This is a genomic window from Streptomyces sp. NPDC005574, from assembly GCF_040605435.1.
In the GTDB taxonomy this organism is placed as follows: Bacteria; Actinomycetota; Actinomycetes; order Streptomycetales; family Streptomycetaceae; genus Streptomyces.
This window is the reverse complement of record NZ_JBEXCW010000029.1, coordinates 67,589-89,209: the sequence shown is the minus strand read 5'-3', so window position 1 is coordinate 89,209 and position 21,621 is coordinate 67,589. Positions and strand designations below refer to the sequence as shown.

Sequence of the window (21,621 nt, the reverse complement as noted above, 5' to 3'; positions counted from 1 at the left end):
ATCACGGTCTCGTACTCAGGTGAGGGCGTGCCCTACGCGGCGGTCGTCCGGAGGGCCTGTCCCGGCGCTCGGGGCCTGCGGCGGCCGGCCGCGTCGGGGTCGCGCTGCGGCAGGAACGCCGTGCGGCGGGCGCGGTCGCGGATCGCCATACGGACCCGGGTGTGTGGCACCGCGGGTGCGCAGCGCGCGGTGAGCAGGGAGCAGACGGCGAGCGCGGTGCCGGCCGCGGCGGTCGCGGCCAGCGCGACGGTCGCGGAGAGGCTGCCGGTGTCGAGCAGCGCGAGCTGAAGCAGCAGACACAGAAGCGGCGGCACGACGACGGAACGCGGCAGCAGGGCGACGGGACGGGGTCGCCCGGCGGCGGAACGCGGCAGCAGGGCGACGGGACGCGACAGCAAGGCCGCGGGGCGCGCGACGGTCCGGTTGCGGATCATCGACCGTCCCTCCTCTCGCACTTGTGCCCGTCATACATACAGGACCCCGTCAGACGGCGGCCGGTTCCGTCTCGATCGGCTGCAGCAGTCGCTTCGGCTTGAGCAGTCGCTTCGGCTTGAGCAGGACGCGGCCGACCGGGTCCGCCGGGTCCGGGTCGAGGCCGGGGCCCGGTGCGAGGAGGACGTCCTCGACGGCTACGACGATTCCGCGGGCGGGGCATTCGCCGTACGACCCGAACCCGGTGGCGCGGTCGGCGTGCCGGAACGAGCGCAGCCGGGTCTCACTGAAGTGCACGGTCCCCACACGCCGGGGGAGCGCAGGACGGGCCACAGCTCGACGCCCCGGTCGGTCAGTACGCAGATCTCGCTACGGCGGTCAGCGCGGTCGCGTGGAGACGAGCTTCCCCCAGACCACCAGCCGGTAGCGGGAGGTGTATTCGGGGGTGCACGTGGTCAAGGTGAGGTAGTCGCCGGGGACTTGGTAGCCGTAGGCGGGTCGGACGGTGGACCGGGGTACGGGAGCGAGGACGCCCGAGTCGCGGGCGGAGGTCTGCGGCAGGATCGTGTCGACGGCGTAGGTGTAGGTCGCGCTCGCGGTCTCGACCCGGACGCTGTCCCCGACGGTCAGCCGGTTGAGGTACCGGAAGGGTTCGCCGTGGGTGTTGCGGTGCCCGGCGAGCGCGAAGTTCCCGGCGCGGCCAGGCTGTTGGGTGCCGGGATAGTGACCGACGTACCCCTTGTTGAGGACGGACTGCTTGCCGACACCCTCGGCGACCGGGACGCGCAGACCGAGGCGGGGGATCGTGAGAACGGCGTACGCCTGGGAGCGGCCGGGCGTCGACACGGCCCCGCTGGCGCTCCCGGCCCCGTGACGACCGGCGCCGCCCCGAACGCCACCCGGCGCCGCACCGGAGTCCCCGCCGCCCCCGCCACCCTGGCTCTGCGAGCCGGCGCCCCACTCCCGTTCCAGCGCCTCCACCTTCCGCTCGGCGCCCTGTCTGGCCTGCCGGTTGGTCCACCACAACTGGTGGACGACGAGCAGCAGAAGCACCAGCCCGACCGTGACGAGAAGCTCGCCGCCGGTCCACAGGACGCGCCGCCCCCGGGCGCGGCGCCGCAGGATGCCGTGGTGCACGACGTGCAGCCGCACGATCACGCCTCCTTCCCGAAGCCGCCCGCACGATAGGACGAGCCGCGTGAAGTCACCAGACCCGCGCGCCTGCTCCGGGGACCCCGCCCGCCCGGTATGAGGACCCGCCCTGGGCCGGGCAGGCCCTCCGCCGCTCCGGGCCCGGGTTCAGACGCGCCGCAGATTGTTGATCTTCTGTTGGGCGTTGGTGACGGTGCGCTCCAAGTCGATGCGCGCGGCCTCCTGCCTCATGGCCTGCACCATGCGGATCTCGTGGTCCGCGAGGGCGATCCGCGCCGGGGTGGCGGGCTCGGGCAGTGCGGTCTGGAGGTAGTGCTCCACGCGTTCGACGACCTTGGTGAGGTCGGCGCCTATGGTCCCGGTGTGCTCGACGCGGCCCCTGATCATGTGGGCGATCCGGCTCACCTCGGCGAAGTCCTTCGCCGTACAGGGCTTCCTGGCCAGTCCGCACTGCTCCTTGTAGAGGGCCTCGAGTGCTTCGGCGGGGGCGAGGAGTTCAGCGGTGTCCTCGTCCTTCCTGCGGATGTCCTTCACCCAGGCGAGGGCCTGCTTGTGGTGGGTCAGCGTGAGAGCGCCGAGCCCGCCCGTGACGAAACAGGTGGCGGCCGTGCCGTAGAGGGCGGCCGTACTGGGGTCGGCGGCCGAGACGAGGGAGCTGAGCAGCATGCTGTGGTCCTTTGCGAGGGCGCCGCACACCCGAAGTCGGGGTGGTGAGTGCGGCGTTCGGGATGGTGGGTCCGGGGTCGACGATCAGGTGCCGGTGGCGCTGTGGTGCAGGGCGTCGAGATCGTGCACGATGAACTTGCGGTAGCGGGCCTCGAGCGCACCGTGATAGCGCAGGGTGCGGATCGCGTTCTCCACGGTGGAGACGCCCAGTTGGAGGGACGCGGCCAGGTCCTTCTGCGTCGGGCCGCTGATGGCGGTACGGCGCGAGACGGTCGGCTCCGGAACGCCGGCCGTCTCCGCGAGGTGCGCCAGGAGCATGCTCACGCGCTGGAACGGGGACTGGGCGAAGGTCGCGTACCGCGGGGCGGTTCAGCGATGCGTCTGATGTGGGGCCCACGTGGTAGCGGACCCGGGCGAGGTGCAACGACGAGCCCTCGTCGCGGGGCTTGTGGGCGAAGAGGAGGGCGCACCTCAGCCATGACTGAAGGACTTCCGCCCCCCTCAGGTGCCGATCCCGAAGTCAGGCGCTGCTACGCCCCCACCCCATGACACCCCCCATACCCCCGCCCCGACCCGCACCAGCAGACCGCCCCCCTCTGCGGTGGCCAAGCAACCGCGCGCCCCCTCGCCGCCAGTGTCGTCGCGTACTGCGGTAGCAGGGTCGTGTCCTGCGGGGAGGTGAGTTCCGAGGCTGCGAAGGCCTCGTAGGACGGGACCGTGCCCGTGACGATGCCCAGGTTCGCCGTGCCGGAGGCGGCGAGTTCTCTGAGGGCCGCCTCTATCGTCGCGAGGTGTTCCTCGTGGGAGGGGTACTCCGCCGACAGGGACGGGTACGCCTCGACCAGTTCGGTGAGTTCGGGGGCCGGCCAGTGCAGGACCGCGACCGGGAAGGGGCGGGACAGGGCCTCGCGGAACGTGCCCAGTTCCGCGCGCAGGCGGGAGATCTCCGCCTCCAGTTCCGCCGGGTTGTCCGAGCCGAGGGACCAGACGCGCTTCGGGTCGTGGAGTTCGTCCAGGGACACCGGGGAGGAGTGCAGGGTGTCGGCGAGCATGTCCCAGTCGTCGTGCCCGACGCCCAGCATGCGCCGGACCCGGTGGCGGCCGAAGAGGAGCGGGTGCGTCGCGTACGGGGGTTCCGTCTCGTCCGCGAGGAGCAGTCGTACGGCCTCCGTGAACGTGTCCTGCGCCGCCTCCAGCTCGTCGTGCGACTCCAGGGACTCCGCGACGATGACCCAGGGGGCCGGATCCCGCGGGGACGACGAGCGGATGCCCTCGATGATCGCGCGGGCCTCGGCCTCGTGGTCGTACTCCCAGAGGTTGGACGCCTTCAGCGCCCGGACCAGATGGGGGTCTTCGAGTCCGTCGGGCGACGACAGCAGGCGGTCGTAGAGCGCGGTCGCGGCGGGGCGGTCGCCGGCCAGTTCCAGATGGGCCGCGGCCTGCACCAGCAGGGCTTCCGCGTCCTCGGGATACAGGCCGGCGGTCCGCTCCAGGCGGGCCGCTTCGGCGGTGTGGTCGACGTTCTCGGCAGGAGTGTCGGGGCGCATGGGTGACACCGTACTGCCGACCACCGACAAAGAAGAGGTATGCGCAGGCCAGCGACTGGTGAACACCTGCTTCCGCGCCGCGCCGGCCCGCGCACACCCCCGACTCCGCCTCGCCCTGAGCGACTCGGATCAGATCGTCACGCCGTCGATCTGCAACGTCTGCACCGATTTGGCCGCGAACGGCACCGCCACCGTCTTCCCGCTCAGCGCGGTGTTCGTGTACGCCTTGTAGAGGTCGCCGCCGCCCGTCGTGAGCGTGTTCCAGCGGGGGACGACGCCCCCCGAGCCGCCGGTGACCGTCGTGAAGCGGGAGAGGTCGAAGGTCAGGGTCTGGGCCGAGGCGGCCGTGTTCGCGGCCACGATCACCAGGCGCTTCGCGCTCGCGTCGTAACCGGCCACGGCGTAGCTCACGCCCGTGTCGAGGATCTTCATCCCGGGGCGGATGTGGCGGCTGAACTGTGCCATCACGTAGTACTTCGTCGTCACGGCGCCCGCCGCCAGGGTGTTCGCGTCGTACGCGATCATCGCCCAGTTCGTCGACGGGTCCATGACCTGCCAGTAGACCCAGGCGGTCGGGTGCAGCCAGCGGAAGTCGTAGAGCAGGTTGCTCGCCATGGTCATACCGGTGCCGTCGTTGTCGCCGGTCTCCGAGTTCCACAGCGCCTTGCCGGCCGTCGTCACCACGTCGGTGTACAGCAGGTCGCGCCGGCCGCCCGAGCCCTGGTAGCCGTGGACGTTGACCCGGTTCACGTACCCCTTGGTGGTGGAGCTGAAGGAGTTCCACGTGGTGCGCGCCAGGTCGTAACTCGTCTCGTCCGACGCCGAGATGCGCGTGCCCGTCAGGCCGCGCTTGTCCAACTCGCTGCGCATGTAGGGGAGTACGGCCGACTGGACGGTGGCGTCCATGTGGCATCCCTCCTGGGTGCCGGTAGCCGTCCACCAGCTGGAGTTGGGCTCGTTGAACGGGTCGACCGTCGCGAAGTTCACGCCCCAGTTGTTCTTGGCGTAGAGCGCGACGGCCGCCAGGTGGGACGCGTGCTGGCGGTAGTTCCAGGTCTGCAGGTTGTTGCCGCCGTCCGAGGCGCCCGACGGGTTGTGGTTGCTGCACATCCACCACATCGGGGAGTTGGCGAACAACTCGGTCGTGGCGCCGCGCGAGGTCGCCTTCACCAGCATCGCCCGCTGGGTCGCGTCCGCCGACCAGTCCCAGGCCGAGGAGGTCGGGTCCTCGTTGTTCCAGTCCTGCCAGTAGCCCTCGATCTGCTTGAAGGCGGGGATGTTGGGCGAGGCCGTCATCGTGGCGCCGCCGACGCTGTTGGTGCTGCACGCGCCGAGGTTGTAGCGGGCGATGTTGAGGCCGAGGCCGGGGAGCGTCGTGCCGTTGTACGTCACCGACTTGGTGGTGAAGAAGATGTCGGCGAAGTCGTCGCGGGCGCCGAACACGTTGGCCCACCAGGCCAGTGAGGTGCCCCAGCCCTCCCAGGTGCCGTACGACGTGCCGGGGGTGACGGCGATGGTGGCGTCCGCGTGCGCGGTGCCCGTCGCCAGGGCGCTGCCGAGGACCGTTCCGCCTGCCGCGGCCAGCAGGGTTCTGCGTCGGATCATGACGTCTCCGCTTCGATCGAGGAGCCGCCGACGAGCTCACGGTGAGCTCTCGACGAACTCGCGACGAGCCCGGTGGCCGGTCCCTGAACCGGCTGCCGAACCGGCGTCGTGGCCTGTCCCGTTCATGCCATCAGGAAGCATCGGGGTGCCGCGGTGAGCTTGTCGATAGTTCCGACAGCCCTTTCTAAAACCTATGGAGGAAGTGAGTTCGGGATGTCGGACGGGCGCGGGCGGACCCGGCCGGCGTGAGACATCGCGGCGAGCCGTTCGATGCCGGCAGCGCAATGGCTACTCATTGCGACGGCCGCCCTCCGGTGGAAGTAACCAAGAGTCACCAAATGTGCATGGTGAGTGACTTCTGACTGCCGGTGAGGCGCTGGATGAAGATATCCGGTCGCTTATCGCGCACGCCTGACGGGCGGAAAGTTTTGGTGCCGCCCCGCCCGGGGGTCGTCGTCGTGAGGCGCACGCAAGTGGTCATGGCCATGAATCGACATTTAGTGCCGGACTGTCGCGCGGTGAACCGGACCGATGGGCGGCAATGCCCCGCCTTCACTGAAATGAAAATCTGTCTGATTTTCGGGAGCGGTTTACGGTGTCAGCATTCTTCTGATTGCCGATCGGATTTCACTAAAGCGGGTTTAACTGCGGATTTAAGTTCTGGGGTCGAACTCCTGGGCGAGCGCGGCGGTCGGTTAGGTCATCCTTCCTAGTTCTTCAGAGTCAGCCAAACGGTGGTCAGAAATGGCTAGGAGTGATCCACTCTTCCGCATCGCCGTCAATCGCTCGCGCGCACGAAAGGGGCGTAGGGTGCAGAACGTACTTATCGGTCCGCGATACGCTACGCCTCGTAGCGGATGAGATTCCTCCGTTTGCGGCGGCAGATCTTGGGTCGACTGCCCTACCTGAGGGGGTTTCTCCCCAAGGGGTTTTGCGACGCCGTGTCTCCCGGCCGGTCGAGGGTGTTAACTGGACACAGGTCTGAACCTTGGTGGGTCCAGCCCTATCGGGAGGCTTCGGGGTGTGGTGCTCTGGGGCCTCCCTTCTTATGTGACCCACTCCATCTGGGCCGTCGACCGCTCATCTGATATGCGTCGCCGGACCTGCTCGCATATACCAGGAATTCTCTTCTCGAATATTTCCATGCACGACTCGATTCGTGGAATTCCCGGCTTCTGGGATGTGCCCCACATGCGGACCTCCTCGTCGGGCCCGAGGGAAATCCCTGCCGTTGGGGTGTTTGCGCGCCTTCACCAGGGCTTCACGCAAAGACGATCGCCGCGTACTAGGTGACTGGATATTCCGCTGCGGCTGGAGGTAGCGTTATAGGCCTGACGTTCTCGCCATGCGCCGCCCGGTCACACCACAACCGGGGGGACTACGCGGGAGAGGGCGCTGGACCCACCAACCGGGTGCGCCCGTCCCTGCGCGGGCGCACCCTTCCATAACGGAAAAAAGGGATATCAGGCCGCATGTGTACCGCCGTCAGCGGTGGCATCGTCACGCGTACGCGCCGCGCGAGCCACAACCGTGCAGAAACCACCCACCGTCACCACGCGGCCCCCGCCGCGCCCGTCCTCCCGCCCGTCCCCACGCCCGTCCTCCCGGCCGTCCTCCCGGCCGTCCTCGTGCCCGGCGACCGGCCCCGCCGACGGGAGGCGTGACGGCATGCCGGCCAAGACCGACGCCCCCCGCCTGAGCGACCTCGTCCTCGGCCGGACGAAGATGCCCGAGGGCAGCTTCCTCGACCACCTGCCGGCACCGGCCTGGACGACGATGATCCAGAACTGGGACCAGCGCATACGCTCCTACGAACGCGACCAGCCGCTCCCGCTGACCTCCACCGACCAGCACGTTTTCATCATCGTGCAGGGCTGCATCCGCCAGGACCGCTTCCCCCTCGGCACCGAGCCCGGCACCCCCACGATCACCAGGTTCCGCGGTATCGGCGAGATGGTCGGCGAGACCAAGCTCATCGAGCCCTCCTCCTCCGTCGTCACCACGTGCCTGTCCAAGACGTACGTCATCCCCTGGCGCATCCGTTACATGAAGGCCCTGCAACGCCAGCAGCCCGCCGTCCAACGCGCCCTGCTGCTCAGCCTGGAGGACCGCAACCGCCAGGACGAGCGGATCTTGGGGGCGTTGGCCTGATCGCGTGGGTACCCAACCCTCGAACCCGAACAGGTTTCACAGAACGTCTCGCTTTGTCAGTGGCCGCTGTTAGAACTGAGTCATCTCAACACAGGTGATCAAGGGAGCAGCCGTGGCGAAGCCGCAGGATCTGAGGCAGCCGGTCGCAGGCGTCTACGAGAAGCTGATCACCCACGACGTATACGATGAACTGGCGCAGTTCGAGGCTGCTGGCTGGAAGGCCATCGACGCCGAGGTCAGCGCCGAGTCCTCTCCCCATGTGCTGGCTCGTCACATCAGTCAGGCCGTAAGCCGCAGGCTGAGTCAGCTGCCGCACGACCAGCGGGTCGCCGCCGCCAACCACATCCTGCGGTCACTGGTTGCCGCAACGCCTGATGACTCCGATGCCGGGGCGGCGAGTGCCATCGTCGAGGGCCCACGACAGCTACTGGCTCTCGCCGAGCAGGAAGCTCCGGGGGTTTATGCGATGCGCCCCCTCACACCCCTCTCCGAGACCTCACTGATCACGAACTCGCCCGAGGACCCGAACCTGGGCGCGGAGTTGCGAGCCGAACTGGCCACCGCAGACCACATTGATCTGCTCTGCGCTTTCGTGAAGTGGTACGGCATTCGCGTCCTGGAGGACTCCCTCCGCGCCGCCAAGGACCGCGGAGTGCGGATCCGTGTCATCACGACGACATACATCGGTGCCACTGACCGCCACGCCCTCGACCGGCTCGTCCGTGAATTCGGCGCCGAGGTCAAGGTCAACTACGAACTTCGATCGACTCGACTACATGCGAAGGCTTGGCTGTTTCGCCGGAAGAGCGGCTTCGACACCGCGTATGTCGGCAGCTCCAACCTGTCGAAATCCGCATTGCTCGATGGCCTGGAGTGGAATGTAAGGCTGTCGTCGATCGCCACGCCCGCGGTCCTCAAGAAGTTCGAGGCGACCTTCGACGCGTACTGGAATGACATCGCCTTCGAGCCGTACGACCCCGACTCTCATGGCGAACGCCTCGATCGAGCCCTAGCCCAAGCAGGCGGTAGCACCTCTTCGACCGACCTGAAGATTAACCTCTCAGGCCTAGAAGTGCGCCCCTTCCCGCACCAACGGGACATGCTCGAACGGCTCCGCGTGGAACGAGAGATCCGTGGGCGGCATCGCAACCTCCTTGTCGCGGCTACCGGCACCGGCAAGACCGTAATGGCAGCCCTGGACTACCGCAGTCTGTCCAAGAAGCTTGGTGCCGCACATCCGAGGCTGCTGTTCGTGGCCCACCGCAAGGAGATCCTCAGGCAGTCGCTACGCATGTATCAAGAGGTCCTCGACGACGCCTCCTTCGGCGAACTGCTCCATGGTGGTCAAGAGCCGCAGGCCTGGGACCACGTCTTCGCGAGTGTCCAGTCCCTCAACGTCCGACGCCTGGAACAATTGACCTCTGACCACTTCGACATCATCGTCATCGATGAGTTCCACCACGCCACCGCTGCCACTTACCGTCGGGTTATCGACCACTTCAACCCCAAGGAGCTGTTGGGCCTTACCGCCACGCCTGAGCGGATGGACGGCCTCACGGTGCAGGACGAGTTCTTCGACGGTCGCATCGCGGCCGAGATGCGGCTCTGGGAGGCGCTCGAAAACGACCTGCTGTGTCCCTTCCACTACTTCGGGGTTCCAGATGGCACAGATCTGACGCACTTCGGGTGGACCAGGGGAACCTACGTCGACAGCGAGCTCGGAGATCTCTACACAGGGAACCACGCCCGCGCCCGCATCGTGGTCAAGCAGATTCGAGACAAGGTCTCCAACCCCGGAGCCATGCGTGCCCTGGGCTTCTGCGTGACCAGGGCGCATGCCCACTTCATGGCCGACTTCTTCCGCGAGGCCGGCTTCAAGGCCGCGTCGCTGGACAGTGGCTCGCCCGCCAGCGTACGCGAGCAGGCGCTAGCTGACCTCCGCGACGGGAAGCTCCAAGTCATCTTCTCCGTCGACCTGTTCAACGAGGGCCTCGACATCCCTGACGTCGATACGCTGCTGCTCCTGCGCCCCACCAACAGTGCCACCGTCTTTCTCCAGCAGCTTGGCCGGGGACTGCGTCGCACGGAGTCGAAGCCAGTACTCACCATTCTTGACTTCATCGGTCAACACAGGGCGGAGTTCCGTTTCGAGGCACAGTTCCGGGCCCTGACGAACCTTTCGAGGAACCGGCTCGTCGATCACATCGAGCACGACTTCCCGCAACTTCCCTCCGGATGCCAGATCATCCTGGAAGGCAAGTCGAAGGAGCTTGTGCTCGACAACATTCGCACCCAACTGGGCGCCACAGTGAAGACGTTGGCCAACGAGGTCAAGGCGTACAGCACACCCCGACTCGCCGACTACCTCCACGAAAGCCGACGTGAGATCAAGGAGCTGTACAAGAGCGACAACTCCTGGACGACCGTGATTCGGCGAGCAGGCATCGTCAAGGACGTTGCCCCGTCGGAAGAAGCCGCCCTCCTCAAGCGCGTCCATGCCTTCCTGCACGTCGACGACCCAGACCGGGCAAAGGCATACCTCCGCCTCCTCGCCGATGACGCCCCGCCGTACGAAGCACTGAGCCCAGCCGCCCAGACGTACGCACGCATGTTGTTCTTCAACCTGTGGGACAACGCGGGCGGCTTCACAAGCTACCAGCAAGGTCTCAAGTCACTGCACGGCCAGAGTGCCTTCCGTGACGAGCTCCGACAAGTGCTGTCGCACGTCATCGAGCAGGCGGACCACTTTCCTATCCCCCTGTCGGGTATTCACAGCCGCATCCCCCTGAAGGTCCACAGTGCCTACAACCGCTCCGAGATCCTTGCCGCGCTCGGCGTAGCGCGCCTGGGTGGTCAGATGCCGCGGTCCTTCGCTCAGGGCGTCCAGTGGGTTGAGGAAATCAAGACAGACGCCCTCCTCATCACCTCAGAGAAGAACGAAAGGGACTTCTCTCCGACGATCCGCTACAAGGACTACGCCCTGAGTCCAACGCTCTTCCACTGGGAATCCCAGAACGCGACGGCCGCCAACTCGCCGACGGGACTGCGCTACCAGAATCACAGGCAGCAGGGCAGCCAGGTCCTCCTGTTCATGCGCCGCTACAAGAACACCGACATCGGGAAGTCACAGCCGTGGATGCTCCTGGGACCTGCGACCTACGAGGGGCACACGGGTAGCAAACCGATGGCAATCACGTGGCGATTGCGACACGAACTTCCGGCTGATGTATGGACATACGCGGCTATCGCTACGGGATGATCTCGCCCGTATCCAGAAAAGGCGGCCAGCTACTCGGAATCAGCTCTCTTGATATCTTCGCAGACGAATATTTCCAGCCTCTGGGATTCCGGGAAATCTCAATGGCGGCCAGAGGGAATCAGCGAACGTCAGGCACGCCTGGCAGAGGTCGCGCTCAGCGTGTGGCCTGGAGCAAGTCAGTGATCCGGAGGCCGAACGTGAATCTGGCCGATCTGTGAACTGTGGAAGCGCGGCTGTCCGGGGCTCAGCATCCTCGTGCCGGGCCCCGCCCCTCGACCTGCTACTTCGCCGACATCGCGTTCTGCCGTGCTCAGTCCCCAGGCTCGGCGCCATGTGCCTGGGCGATCCCATCGATGCGTTTCGCCAGGTCAAAATCCGCATTCGTGAGCTTGTGCCCGGCGTCATGCGTTGTGATCGCGAAGCGCACCGTTCCCCAGCGCAAGTCGATGTCCGCGTGGTGGCTGATAAGTCGTTCGATGTCGGCGACGTGCACGATCATCGCGACCCCGCCGTGGTATCGGATGCCGTAGGCGCGGGTGATTTCGTCGCCTTCACGGCGCCAGCCGGGTGTTTCCAGGAGGGCGGCGTGAATCTCTTCCTCGGTCAGCGGTACCGGTGTCTCCGACACGTTCAGCTCCTCTCCATCACGGGTGCCAGAATTCCATCGAGGTCCCGGCTGACCGGCGAATCCTGCCAAGGACGCATCCTCCGTTGCAGGATCACCAACTCCCGTGTCATGCGGGCGGATCGCGTCTCGATGGCGATGTCGGCGGCCGCCCGAGCGATCTCCAATGCTTCGTCTGGGTTGCCTGCTCCAGCCGCCGCCGTCGCGTGCCGTGCCAGGTAGACGCCGCGGTCGCGCCGCGCCGATGCAGGCACGCCCTCAAGAACCTGGTTCCACAAGGATGCCGCTTGTGAGCCTAGGCCGAGCCTGCCGTAACAGGTGGCGCGCTGCACTTCGAGGTAACCGGGTGTGCGGCGGCAGGCGTTGCCCCACGGCAGGTCGTCATCGACTCGCGAGAGCAGTCCGTCGGCTTCGTCGAGGAGTCGGTCGACCGTGCTGCGGTCACCTGTGAGGCTGGCGCCATGGGCTTGCTGCTGCATCGCCATGATGCGCACCTTGGGAACCAGTCGCCGCGAGTCCTCAAGGGTCGCCTCGCACAGGTCGATCGCGGCCGCTCCGTCTCCCAGATCCGTGCGAACCTGGGCCTGATTGACGAGCGAGTAACCGATCAAGTGTGGGTCGCGGGAGCGTACCGCTATTTCCTGCGTGACTCCGCGCCAGAAAGCGGCTCCGTGCATGTCTCCTGCGTCCTGGTACAGCCATCCGACAAGCGCCGCGTACGCAGCCCCAGCGCGGAGTAGGCCCTGTCGGGTCTCTCCCTTGGCTGAGCGGACCAGCTTGTCAATGAGCTGGTACTGCGCGGAGACGGTGCCGATCAAGTCGTGCGGGCCGAGGAACATGTCAGCCCGGTAGTGACCCTCGAGTTGCTGCTGAAAGTAGTCGATCAGCGCCGGGTCGACATATTGAAGTGCAACGGGCCCCGGGACGAGAGCCGCAGCGGTGACCGAGACGAACGTACGGCGTTTCACCCGCTCCTCTTCCTCGTGTTGCTCGGGACGAATCCAGCCCGGCGGGGTGGTGAATCCGAGGTCCTCCGGCCACCGGCCGAGGGCGTCGTGGATCACGAGCGCCGTTTCCTCCGAAGGCCAGCCTGGAGTCGTGCCTTCCCAGCGGCGCCATGTTCGCGCCGAGACGTTGAACTGCCGGTCGTCCAGCAGTTGACGCCCGTGCTCGGTGAGACTCTCCGCAGCCTTCTCCAGGCTTCGCCAACCCACTCGTAACCGCGCCGCTTTCAACGCGTCGTTGCGACCCATGTATCCAGTCTGAGGTGTCACAGCGCGTGTAACCGGTCATGGCCGCTACATGGCCGCCCGTGGCCACGCAATGGCCTGGTTCCGTCACTTGTCGCAACTCATCATCCTCATGTGACTACACAACGTGCTCGACACCAGACAGCTGACAGCGTGATTGCCGAGTGGCTCGCTCAGGCACACCCTGTACCGGAGCATGCTCGGGCCGAGTGGTCGAACCAGGGGGTAGCGCTCTTACCGCTCGGCCGACGCTTCGCCGCAGTACGACTCTCGGGAACGCTCGTGCACGCCGCCCTCGACTCGGATGACCCGGGTGTGGTGACCGAGGCCCTGACCGTGCGCCTCCACGGACCCGTCATCCACGACAACCGGGCCGCCGGCCCGACGTACTACGCGCTCATCCAGTGGCATGCCGGTCTCGTCTGGGACTACAACCGCAGTGCTCCGTGTCTGCGGGACGACACCTATCTCGGGGTCCCGCGGATCGATCGGCGCGAACCGCCCGGAACGTACTGGGTTGTTCCGCCGCGCTACGACGGTGACCTGTGCCGGCCGCAGGCCGTGCGAGACCTGATCGACGCCGGGCACCGGCGGCTCATCCAGCACGCGTCGGCCTGATTTCGCCGCCCACCGCCTCCCCGTGCCAGGTGCTGCGCGGCGGGCCGCAACTCGCCTCTCCTCCGGCGCGCCAGGCGTTCGGCGTTCAAGGGGAGTTCCCCCCGTCCATCCAGAGTTCCCCCCACACGTGAGGTGTTGCCGTGTTCGACACAAGCCCGGCCGAACGGCCGCCCGGTCCGACGCCGCCCAGGACTCGCACAAGTTCGCAGGAGGCGCCGCGATGACGATCACCCTCGCGACCAGCCCGGGCCCGGGCCCCTGTCCCGGCACCCGTACCGGCCGATCCCTCGTCGCCGACGTCGAGTTCGAAGCCCTTGCCTCGTTCTGTGCCGACGAGTACGGCTTGGAGCGTTGCGTCGCCGACCGTGTCGTCGATCAGGCTCTGGCGCTGGTTCATGTGATGGGGACGTCCCGGTCGGGAGCCACCATGGCTCCCTCGCGGCTGGTGGATCCCGGGTGGCACACGCTCGTGCTGCACACCGACTGGTACGCCAACTGGTGTCAGGAGCAGTTCGGTTACTTCCTGCATCACCGGCCTAACAGCAGGACCCGTACGCGCGGCCTGATGACCTCGGTCGTGGAGAGGATCCGCTCGGCCGGCTTCGAGGTGGACGAGCGGTTGTGGGAAACGGCCGCCGACTGCAATCCGCCCGCCTGCTGCGGCGACGGTCCCTGCTGCTGACTCCCTCTGTCCACTGGTGGGCGGGTCGGCTCACCCAGGTCGGCTCGCCCGGCACCGCCCTCCACTTCCCAGAACGGACCCATCCCCGTGTCCTCCAACGAGCTGACCGCGACCAGCCGTGTCACCGTCTTTCCCCTCGACGGTCTCACCGTCGCCTACACCACCCGGTCCGGTGACGAGCGTGGGCTGGGCGACATCGGGCTCGTCGCCGTCGTTGACGAGGACCGGGACGGCGAGGAGTTGTGGCGGCTGGCCCAAGACCTCGGCGGCCGCGTCCACGGCGGTGACCAGGCCCGGTGGATTCTCACCCAGGCCAGCCGGGCGCGGATGGTGAGGTCCGGCGATCTGCCCTGCGCGACCTGGACGGCGTACATCCGTCGGCGCTTCGACCTCGATGCCCTCTTCGTGAATCACGACGTCCTGCTGACCGGCCGGATCGCGTTATCGGCCTTCTGACAGCCCACAGGGAGTGGTCAACGGGAGCTGGCTGCGGTGGAGTTCAGCCGGTCCAGATACGCGTCGAGTGCCGCGAACGTCGCTTCCGGCTGCTCGATGTGCGGGAGGTGGCCCGCCTTCGGGATGATCTCCAGGTGGGCGTCGGGGAAGGCGTTCGCGTAGGTCTGGGCGTAGGCGGGGGTGACGATGCGGTCGCTTTCGCCCCAGAGGAGGAGGGTCGGGACGTCGGCGTGGCGCAGGCGGTTCAGGAGCTTCGGGTCGTACATGCCGGGGTCGCCGGCGAGGGTGCGCAGGGTGGCCATGTTGGCGCGGGTGACGGCGAGTTGTTCAGGCGGGAGGAGGGCGGGGTCCTGGTAGTAGCGGTCGGAGTCGTGCCAGGCGTGCTCGGCGATGCCGCGGGCGTCGAGGGCGAAGAAGTCGGGGATGGGTTCGCCGGGGACGTCGATTCCGACGGCGTTGACCAGGACGAGGCCGGTGATGATGCCCGCCGTGTCGCGTACGGCCATCTCCGCGGCCGTCCAGCCGCCGAGCGAGGAGCCGACCACGAGGACGTCGCGCAGGCCCTGGGCGCGGAGGTGGTGGAGGTAGGTGAGGGCGAGGTCGTCGACGCCGGTCAGCCAGTCGGGGCGTTCGGTGCCGTTCCAGCCGGGGTGGGTCGGGGTGATGGTGTGGCTGGTCCGCGCGAGGTGGGCGGAGAGTCCGGCGACCGTGGCGGGTCCGCCGCCGCCGTGCAGGACGAGGGCCGGACGGCCGCTGCCGGCCGTGGCCAGGGTGAGGGACAGGTCTGAGTACAGGTCGAGCCTGTGGTCGGTAGGCATGCGACCACCATAACTAAAGATGTTTATATAAGCTAGCTTAGTCGTGCTCTAGACTGGGCTCATGCCCGATGAACTGCAGGATCTCGGAAGAGCCGTCAAGCGAGCGCAGTACCGGCAGCACCGCGCGCTCGACAGCCGCCTCGCCGGCGTCGGCACGACACTCGCCCAGTGGGACGCCCTGCGGGCGATCAGTGAGTCACCGGGGTCGTCCGCGCGCGCCCTGGCCTCGGCGACGTTCCAGAGCGAGCAGGCCTTCGGCACCCTCGCGGGGCGGCTCGTGGCCCTCGGCCTCGTCGAGCGGCGCCCCGGCGGCGGCCGACGCATCGAGCACCACCTCACCCCGGCCGGTGAGCGGACCCTGGCGGCCGGGCACTGTATCGCCGACGAGGTGCTCGCCGCCTGCTTCGCCCCGTTGGACGCCGCCGACCGCGTCACACTGCTCGACCTGCTGCGCCGGGTCACGGCGGACGCGGATCCGGCCCCGGCCCCGCACACGGAGTCGGGGGCCGGCGCTTCCACGTGACCCGGACGTACTTCGCACCCCGCGCGCTCTCCCTCCCTACGACGCCGGGGCCAGTTCCGCCTTCACGAACAACAGGGCGTATCCGGACGGCAGTCGGGACAGGACGCGGGTCGCCAGGTCGTCGCCCACCAGCTTCGGCAGGACACCGAGGACCGAGCTGACGTCCCAGCGGGCCGTGGCAGGGGTGGCGCTCCTCGTGCGGGCCGCGACCGCGTCCACGAACTCCGCCGCCGTGAGGGGGTGGGCCGCCGGGACCTGGGAAGCGATCAGCCGCGCCGCCTCCCGGGGCAGCGCGCGGGCCAGGGCGTCGCGTTCCTCGCCCGTCACCTGGCCGCCGAGGGCCGACAGGACCGTACGGCTGACCCGTTCGGCCGCCGCCCGGGTCGGATACAGGCCGCACTCCCGCACCTCGTCGACCAGCCGGGTCCAGCCGGCGTCGCTCACATCGCTCACGGGGGCCAGGTCGTCGCGGCCGTGCGGGTGGTCGTGCACGTCGGCCGAGCGGGGCCGTACCCCGGACCGGGCGCCCTCCTCCGTCGTGCTCGGCCAGATCGTCGTAGTCATCGGCGGGGCTCCTCCACCAGTCGTTCCAGTCGTCGCAGGGCGAACGGCGCGTGGCGCGCCATACGAGGGTGGTGCGCCGGCGCGTCCCGCAGGCCGTGTGCGGTACGGCCTGCGGGACGCCGCCGGGGACGGGCGGCCGTCAGCCCCTGATCTGCCGGCGGCCGCGGTCGCCGCCCGTGATCTCGATGCGGCGCGGCTTGGCCTGTTCGGCCACGGGGATGCGCAGGGTCAGGACACCTGCGTCGTACGAGGCGTCGATGCGTTCCGTGTCGAGGGTGTCGCCGAGGAAGAGCTGGCGGGTGAACGTACCCGTGGGACGCTCGGCGACCAGGGTTTCGGCGCCCTCGGGGGCGGGAGAGCGGCGCTCGGCGCGGACGTTCAGGACGTTGCGTTCGACGTCGAGCTCGATCGTCTCGGGGTCGATGCCCGGGATGTCGAAGTGGACCACGAAGTCGTCCCCGGAGCGGTACGCGTCCATCGCCATCGAGGCGGGACGGCTGGTGGTGTTGAAGACCTGCTGCGCGAGACGGTCGAGGTCGCGGAACGGGTCGGTACGCATGAGCATCACAGGTCACTCCTCTCGTCAGATGTTGGGTGCGATGCCCTAACGCTTCTTATATAACTCGCACGATGAAACTTGACAACCCGCGACTCAGGTTCGTTTCGTGGTTCCGGGCGCGCGTTAGCCTCGGGCGCATCGGACCGTACGACGACGACGCCCCGGCGGCCACGGCGGCGGGGCGGCGCAGGAGGCAGAACATGGCGAAGGTTCCCAGCTCGGTGGTGGCCGCGGGCGGGCTCGTCGGTGGGTACGGCATGGCCCGCTGGACCCGGAAGCGGCAGCTCGGCGGGGTCGTCCTGGCCGTCGCCGGGGCCGCGGCGGCGCAGCAGTGGCGTCAGCAGGCCGGCGGGAGGGCGGCGGGAGCGCTGACCGCCGCGTACGTCGCCGCGTTCGCCGGGTCGCACCCGCTGGCCAAGAAGGTCGGCGCCTGGCCCGCGGTGTTCGGGGTCGCGGGTGCCGTGGCCCTCGCGTCGTGGGCGGTCGCGGACCGCCGCGGCTGAGACGCCTCCCGCGCGCGGGTCAACTGACCGCCACGGCTGCGAGAGCCCACACGGGACAGCCGACCGCCGCAGCTGAGAGTGCCCACACGGGACAGCCGACCGCCGCGAGCCGCCCGGCCGCTGCGGCTGCGAGAGCCCGCACGGGTCAGCCGACCCGCCGCGAGCCGCCCGGCCGCTGCGGCTGAGAAGGCCCGCACGGGTTAACCGACCGCCGCAGCTGCGAGAGCCCGCACGGGACAGCCGACCGCCGCAGCTGAGAGTGCCCACGCGGGTCAGCCGACCCGCCGCGAGCCGCCCGGCCGCTGCGGCTGAGAAGGCCCGCACGGGACAGCCGACCGCCGCGGCTGCGAGAGCCCGCACGGGTCAGCCGACCGCCGCGAGCCACTCGGCCGCCCTGGCCGAGACGACCCACGCGAGTCACCCCGACCGACGGGGGCCGGCCGGCCGAACCCGCCCGGGGCCGGACGCGCGACCGACCCACCCTAGGCCGGCCGTCCGCGACCGACCCGCCCGACGCGGATCACCGACCCACCCGGCGCCGGCCGACGCCGCTCAGCCGACCGACGCGCCCCAGCCGACACCCCCGTGGAAAGGCCCCGCAGGGGTCGCCTACGACGCGCCCGCCGACCGGAACGTCCGCCGGTAGCCCTGCGGGCTCGTTCCGACCACCCTCCGGAAGCGTTCGCGGAAGGCGGTCGGTGAGCCGAAGCCGACCTGGGTCGCGATGCGTTCCACCGGGTCCGGGGTCGTCTCCAGCAGGTGCTGGGCCCGCCGTACCCGCGCCCGGTGCAGCCACTGCAGGGGCGTGGTGCCGGTCTGTTCGCGGAAGCGGCGGTTGAGAGTACGGGTGCTCATCCCGGCGTGGGCGGCGATCTCGTCCAGGGTGACGTCCCGGTCGCAGTGGTCCTCCAGCCACTGCAGTACCGGTTCCAGCGTCGCGCCCGCGGGGGCCGGCGGCTGGGCGTGGACGATGAACTGGGCCTGGCCGCCCTCCCGTTCGAGCGGCATGACCGACAGGCGGGCCGCGTGGGCGGCGACCTCCGAGCCGTGGTCCCCGCGGATCATGTGCAGGCACATGTCGAGGGCGGCGGCCGCGCCCGCCGAGGTCAGGAACTGGCCGTTGTCGACGTAGAGCACGTTCGGGTCGACGGTCACCTCCGGGTACCTCGCCGCCAGGTCCGGGGCCGCGGTCCAGTGGGTCGTCGCGCGCAGGCCGTCCAGCAGGCCGGTCGCGGCGAGGACGAACGCGCCGACGCAGACCGACGCGATGCGCGTGCCGTTCGCCGCCGCCGCGCACAGCGCCTGGGCGACCCCCGGGGGCAGCGGGGCCATGGGGTCGGCCACGCCGGGCAGGACGATCGTGTCCGCACCGGCGAGCGCCTCCAGTCCGTACGGCGCCCGCACGGTGAACGGGCCCGCGCTCACCTCCGCGGCCGGCGAGCAGACCCGTACCCGGTAGGCCGCGCGGCCGTCCGGCAGCCGGGTCCGGCCGAAGGTGTCGACGGGGGCGGAGAGGTCGAACGGGATGACGCCGTCCAGCGCCAGTACGGCCACGGTGTGCATGGCGAGATCGTAGGCGCAGGCGGGATCGCGGCCGACGGCCGGCCGGGGGATGGCCGACCGGGGTGGCGGGAGGCACGGCGACGCGGCCGCCCGGCCGAGTCGCGGCCGACGGCCGGCCGGGGATGGCCGACCGGGGGATGACCGACCGGGGTGGCGGGAGGCACGGCGACGCGGCCGCCCGGCCGACGGACGCCTGCGACGCGGCCTGGCGGGAATCCGTCGGCCCGTGGCAGTACCGCCACTTCTGCGGGGTCCGGGCCTCGCCTAGCGTCACCCCGTGACCAAGTTCCTCCTGGCCGTCCACGTCCTCGCCGCCATCGTCGCGATCGGTCCCGTCACCGTCGCCGCCAGCATGTTCCCGCCCAGCGCGCGCCGGGCCCTGGCCGCGCCCGACGACCCCGGGGCCGTCGGGACGGTACTGCTGCTGCACCGCATCTGTCGGGTGTACGCCGCCGTCGGCGTCGTCGTCCCCGTGTTCGGGTTCGCCACCGCGAGCAGCATGGGCGTCCTCGGCGACGCCTGGCTGATCGTGTCGATCGCCCTGACCGCCCTCGCCGCGCTCGTGCTGGCCGCGCTGGTCCTGCCGAGGCAGGAGGCGATCGCCGACCGGTTCGCCCCCGGCGACGGGGAGACCGGCACCGCCACCACCGCCACCATGGCGACCACCGCCGCCACCACCAGCACCAGCGCGGCCACCATGCCCAACACGCCCAGCACCCGGCAGGCGACCGTTCAACTCGCCATGTTCACCGGCCTGTTCAACATGCTGTGGGCGACCGTCACCGTGCTGATGATCATCCGGCCCGGCTCGACCACGGGCGCCTGACCGACCCCGGCCCTGGCCCCGACCACGGACCAGCGGACCCGAACGAACAAGACCCCCGGAACAACCCGACAGGGGCCCGGCAGCACCGGGCCCCTGTTCGACGAGTCGCTGCTACGCCGGGGCCGACCCGGAAGCGCCCGACGCGCCCGAGGCATCCGAGGTACCCGCCCCCGCCGACGTGCCCGACACGTTCGCCTTCGCCTTGGACGAGGACGACGCCACCGCCGTCAGCGGCTTGGCGATGTCCTCCAGCGAGCGGCGCTCGGCGTTCACCGCGAGGAACGCGGCGACGATTCCCGCCGCGCACATCAGGCCGGCGCCGATCTGGAAGGCGAGGACCGTGTCCCCGACCTGGCCGGACTGGGTGAGGTCGGCGAAGACCAGCGGGCCGGTGATACCACCGGCGGCGGTGCCGATGGCGTAGAAGAAGGCGATGGACATCGCCCGCGTCTCCATCGGGAAGATCTCGGAGACCGTGAGGTAGGCGCTGGACGCGCCCGCCGAGGCGAAGAACAGCACCACGCACCAGCAGGCCGTGAGCGTGGTCGCGGTCAGCGAGCCCCGGTCGAACAGCCAGGCCGTGCCGAAGAGCAGCACGCCCGACAGCAGGTACGTCGAGGAGATCATGACCCGGCGGCCGACCGTGTCGAACAGCTTGCCGAGGAGCAGCGGGCCGAAGAAGTTGCCGACCGCGATGACCGCGAAGTAGTAACCGGTGTTGCCGGTCGGCACGTCGAAGAACGTCGTCAGGATCGCGCCGAAGCCGAAGGTGATCGCGTTGTAGAGGAACGCCTGCCCGATGAACAGGGAGAAGCCGAGGACGCTGCGCTTGCGGTAGGTCGCGAAGACCGTGCGGGCGATCTCCCCGAAGCCGACGCTCCCCCGCTGCTCGATGCTGATCTCGCCCTCGGGCTGCGGCAGCGGCTCGCCCTTCTCGGCCTCCACCTTGCGCTCGATCGAGGCGACGATGTCCTCCGCCTCGCGTTCCCTGCCGTGGATCAGCAGCCAGCGTGGACTCTCCGGGACGTGTCGCCGTACGACGAGGATGACCAGGCCGAGCACCACACCCAGCGCGAACGTCAGCCGCCAGCCGACGTTCTTCGCGAAGATGTCGGTGTTCAGCGCGACGATCGACAGCAGCGAGCCGCCGACGGCGCCGATCCAGAAGCTGCCGTTGATGATGAGGTCGACGCGGCCGCGGTAGAACGCGGGGATGAGCTCGTCGATCGCGGAGTTGATCGCCGCGTACTCACCGCCGATACCGAAGCCGGTGAGGAAGCGGAACAGGAAGAACCACCAGGGCGAGAACGACACCGCGGTCAGGGCGGTGGCCGCCAGATACACCATCAGGGTGATCATGAACAGCTTCTTGCGGCCGAAGCGGTCGGTCATCCGGCCCCAGAACAGGGCGCCCACGCAGGCACCGGCCACATACAGGGCGGCCGCGATACCGGTGATCTGCGCTGAGGTGATCGACAGACCGCTGCCCGGCTCCGAGAGCCGGGAGGAGATGTTGCCGACGACCGTGACTTCCAGACCGTCGAGGATCCAGACGGTGCCGAGACCGATGACGATCGTCCAGTGCCAGCGCGACCACGGGAGGCGGTCGAGACGGGCAGGTATGGCGCTGGTGATGGTACGGCCTGGTCCGGCCGTGGCAGTGGCGCTGGACATGGGCTCCCTCCTCGTCGAGCGAACCACCTCCGTCTGCCCGTGTCCTGGCGCCTTACGCCCCGGCCCTCACGCCCCGGCGCTTGCGGCCCGGCCCGCGTCACCGGCGCACAGGCCCCGCTCCGCCCCGCGGCACCCGCGCGCCCCGGGG

The 21,621-nt window shown here is 69.0% G+C and carries 22 protein-coding genes; 8 read left to right on the top strand and 14 right to left on the bottom strand.

Annotation, left to right across the window (positions count from 1 at the left end):
• Positions 1-32 precede the first annotated feature (32 nt).
• The 7 genes from ABZT03_RS20535 to ABZT03_RS20505 form a co-directional block, all read right to left on the bottom strand.
• Positions 33-377, bottom strand: coding sequence for a DUF6412 domain-containing protein (locus ABZT03_RS20535; protein WP_356041291.1), 345 nt, complete (start codon positions 375-377; stop codon positions 33-35).
• 106 nt (positions 378-483) lie between these two features.
• Positions 484-729 (bottom strand): hypothetical protein, encoded by a 246-nt coding sequence (locus ABZT03_RS20530; protein WP_356041274.1) that lies wholly within the window; start codon positions 727-729, stop codon positions 484-486.
• Positions 730-810: 81 nt separating this feature from the next.
• Positions 811-1,584, bottom strand: a complete 774-nt coding sequence (locus tag ABZT03_RS20525; RefSeq protein WP_356041272.1) for a class E sortase — start codon at positions 1,582-1,584, stop codon at positions 811-813.
• 147 nt (positions 1,585-1,731) lie between these two features.
• Positions 1,732-2,250, bottom strand: coding sequence for a hypothetical protein (locus tag ABZT03_RS20520; protein ID WP_356041271.1), 519 nt, complete (start codon positions 2,248-2,250; stop codon positions 1,732-1,734).
• An 84-nt stretch (positions 2,251-2,334) separates the two neighbouring features.
• The gene (locus ABZT03_RS20515) at positions 2,335-2,568 is read right to left on the bottom strand and encodes a helix-turn-helix domain-containing protein (RefSeq protein WP_356041290.1); all 234 of its coding nucleotides are present in this window, start codon (positions 2,566-2,568) and stop codon (positions 2,335-2,337) included.
• Positions 2,569-2,780: 212 nt separating this feature from the next.
• Positions 2,781-3,797, bottom strand: coding sequence for an SEC-C domain-containing protein (locus tag ABZT03_RS20510; RefSeq protein ID WP_356041269.1), 1,017 nt, complete (start codon positions 3,795-3,797; stop codon positions 2,781-2,783).
• A 129-nt stretch (positions 3,798-3,926) separates the two neighbouring features.
• Positions 3,927-5,402 (bottom strand): beta-1,6-galactanase, encoded by a 1,476-nt coding sequence (locus ABZT03_RS20505; RefSeq protein WP_356041267.1) that lies wholly within the window; start codon positions 5,400-5,402, stop codon positions 3,927-3,929.
• A gap of 1,668 nt (positions 5,403-7,070) precedes the next feature.
• Between ABZT03_RS20505 and ABZT03_RS20500 the strand changes: the two genes are divergently transcribed.
• A complete protein-coding gene (locus ABZT03_RS20500; protein ID WP_356041265.1) occupies positions 7,071-7,553 on the top strand; it encodes a hypothetical protein in 483 nt (160 codons plus the stop codon).
• Positions 7,554-7,665: 112 nt separating this feature from the next.
• On the top strand, positions 7,666-10,812 hold the full coding sequence (locus ABZT03_RS20495; RefSeq protein ID WP_356041263.1) for a DUF3427 domain-containing protein: 3,147 nt from the start codon (positions 7,666-7,668) through the stop codon (positions 10,810-10,812).
• Between the two features lie 310 nt (positions 10,813-11,122).
• Here ABZT03_RS20495 and ABZT03_RS20490 read toward each other — a convergent pair whose 3' ends face one another.
• On the bottom strand, positions 11,123-11,440 hold the full coding sequence (locus tag ABZT03_RS20490; protein ID WP_356041261.1) for a 4a-hydroxytetrahydrobiopterin dehydratase: 318 nt from the start codon (positions 11,438-11,440) through the stop codon (positions 11,123-11,125).
• A 2-nt stretch (positions 11,441-11,442) separates the two neighbouring features.
• Positions 11,443-12,690: a Twin-arginine translocation pathway signal gene (locus ABZT03_RS20485; protein ID WP_356041259.1), complete on the bottom strand. Its 1,248-nt coding sequence runs from the start codon at positions 12,688-12,690 to the stop codon at positions 11,443-11,445.
• A gap of 279 nt (positions 12,691-12,969) precedes the next feature.
• Between ABZT03_RS20485 and ABZT03_RS20480 the strand changes: the two genes are divergently transcribed.
• The 3 genes from ABZT03_RS20480 to ABZT03_RS20470 all read left to right on the top strand — a co-directional run bounded on the left by ABZT03_RS20480 (position 12,970) and on the right by ABZT03_RS20470 (position 14,443).
• Complete coding sequence (locus tag ABZT03_RS20480; RefSeq protein ID WP_356041258.1) at positions 12,970-13,305, top strand: hypothetical protein; 336 nt, start codon at positions 12,970-12,972, stop codon at positions 13,303-13,305.
• A gap of 220 nt (positions 13,306-13,525) precedes the next feature.
• The gene (locus ABZT03_RS20475) at positions 13,526-13,987 is read left to right on the top strand and encodes a hypothetical protein (RefSeq protein ID WP_356041256.1); all 462 of its coding nucleotides are present in this window, start codon (positions 13,526-13,528) and stop codon (positions 13,985-13,987) included.
• An 87-nt stretch (positions 13,988-14,074) separates the two neighbouring features.
• On the top strand, positions 14,075-14,443 hold the full coding sequence (locus ABZT03_RS20470) for a hypothetical protein (RefSeq protein WP_356041254.1): 369 nt from the start codon (positions 14,075-14,077) through the stop codon (positions 14,441-14,443).
• A 17-nt stretch (positions 14,444-14,460) separates the two neighbouring features.
• Here the strand turns inward: ABZT03_RS20470 and ABZT03_RS20465 are convergent, their stop codons facing one another.
• A complete protein-coding gene (locus ABZT03_RS20465; protein ID WP_356041252.1) occupies positions 14,461-15,261 on the bottom strand; it encodes an alpha/beta hydrolase in 801 nt (266 codons plus the stop codon).
• A 61-nt stretch (positions 15,262-15,322) separates the two neighbouring features.
• Between ABZT03_RS20465 and ABZT03_RS20460 the strand changes: the two genes are divergently transcribed.
• On the top strand, positions 15,323-15,784 hold the full coding sequence (locus tag ABZT03_RS20460; RefSeq protein WP_356041250.1) for a MarR family winged helix-turn-helix transcriptional regulator: 462 nt from the start codon (positions 15,323-15,325) through the stop codon (positions 15,782-15,784).
• Positions 15,785-15,820: 36 nt separating this feature from the next.
• Here the strand turns inward: ABZT03_RS20460 and ABZT03_RS20455 are convergent, their stop codons facing one another.
• Positions 15,821-16,348 (bottom strand): DUF2267 domain-containing protein, encoded by a 528-nt coding sequence (locus ABZT03_RS20455; protein WP_356041249.1) that lies wholly within the window; start codon positions 16,346-16,348, stop codon positions 15,821-15,823.
• 139 nt (positions 16,349-16,487) lie between these two features.
• The gene (locus ABZT03_RS20450) at positions 16,488-16,913 is read right to left on the bottom strand and encodes an Hsp20/alpha crystallin family protein (protein WP_356041247.1); all 426 of its coding nucleotides are present in this window, start codon (positions 16,911-16,913) and stop codon (positions 16,488-16,490) included.
• A 194-nt stretch (positions 16,914-17,107) separates the two neighbouring features.
• Between ABZT03_RS20450 and ABZT03_RS20445 the strand changes: the two genes are divergently transcribed.
• Complete coding sequence (locus ABZT03_RS20445) at positions 17,108-17,410, top strand: hypothetical protein (RefSeq protein WP_356041245.1); 303 nt, start codon at positions 17,108-17,110, stop codon at positions 17,408-17,410.
• A 609-nt stretch (positions 17,411-18,019) separates the two neighbouring features.
• Here the strand turns inward: ABZT03_RS20445 and ABZT03_RS20440 are convergent.
• Positions 18,020-18,973: a helix-turn-helix domain-containing protein gene (locus ABZT03_RS20440; protein ID WP_356041243.1), complete on the bottom strand. Its 954-nt coding sequence runs from the start codon at positions 18,971-18,973 to the stop codon at positions 18,020-18,022.
• Between the two features lie 277 nt (positions 18,974-19,250).
• Between ABZT03_RS20440 and ABZT03_RS20435 the strand changes: the two genes are divergently transcribed.
• On the top strand, positions 19,251-19,799 hold the full coding sequence (locus tag ABZT03_RS20435; protein ID WP_356041241.1) for a hypothetical protein: 549 nt from the start codon (positions 19,251-19,253) through the stop codon (positions 19,797-19,799).
• A 111-nt stretch (positions 19,800-19,910) separates the two neighbouring features.
• Here ABZT03_RS20435 and ABZT03_RS20430 read toward each other — a convergent pair whose 3' ends face one another.
• Positions 19,911-21,473, bottom strand: coding sequence for an MFS transporter (locus tag ABZT03_RS20430; protein WP_356041239.1), 1,563 nt, complete (start codon positions 21,471-21,473; stop codon positions 19,911-19,913).
• Positions 21,474-21,621 lie beyond the last annotated feature (148 nt).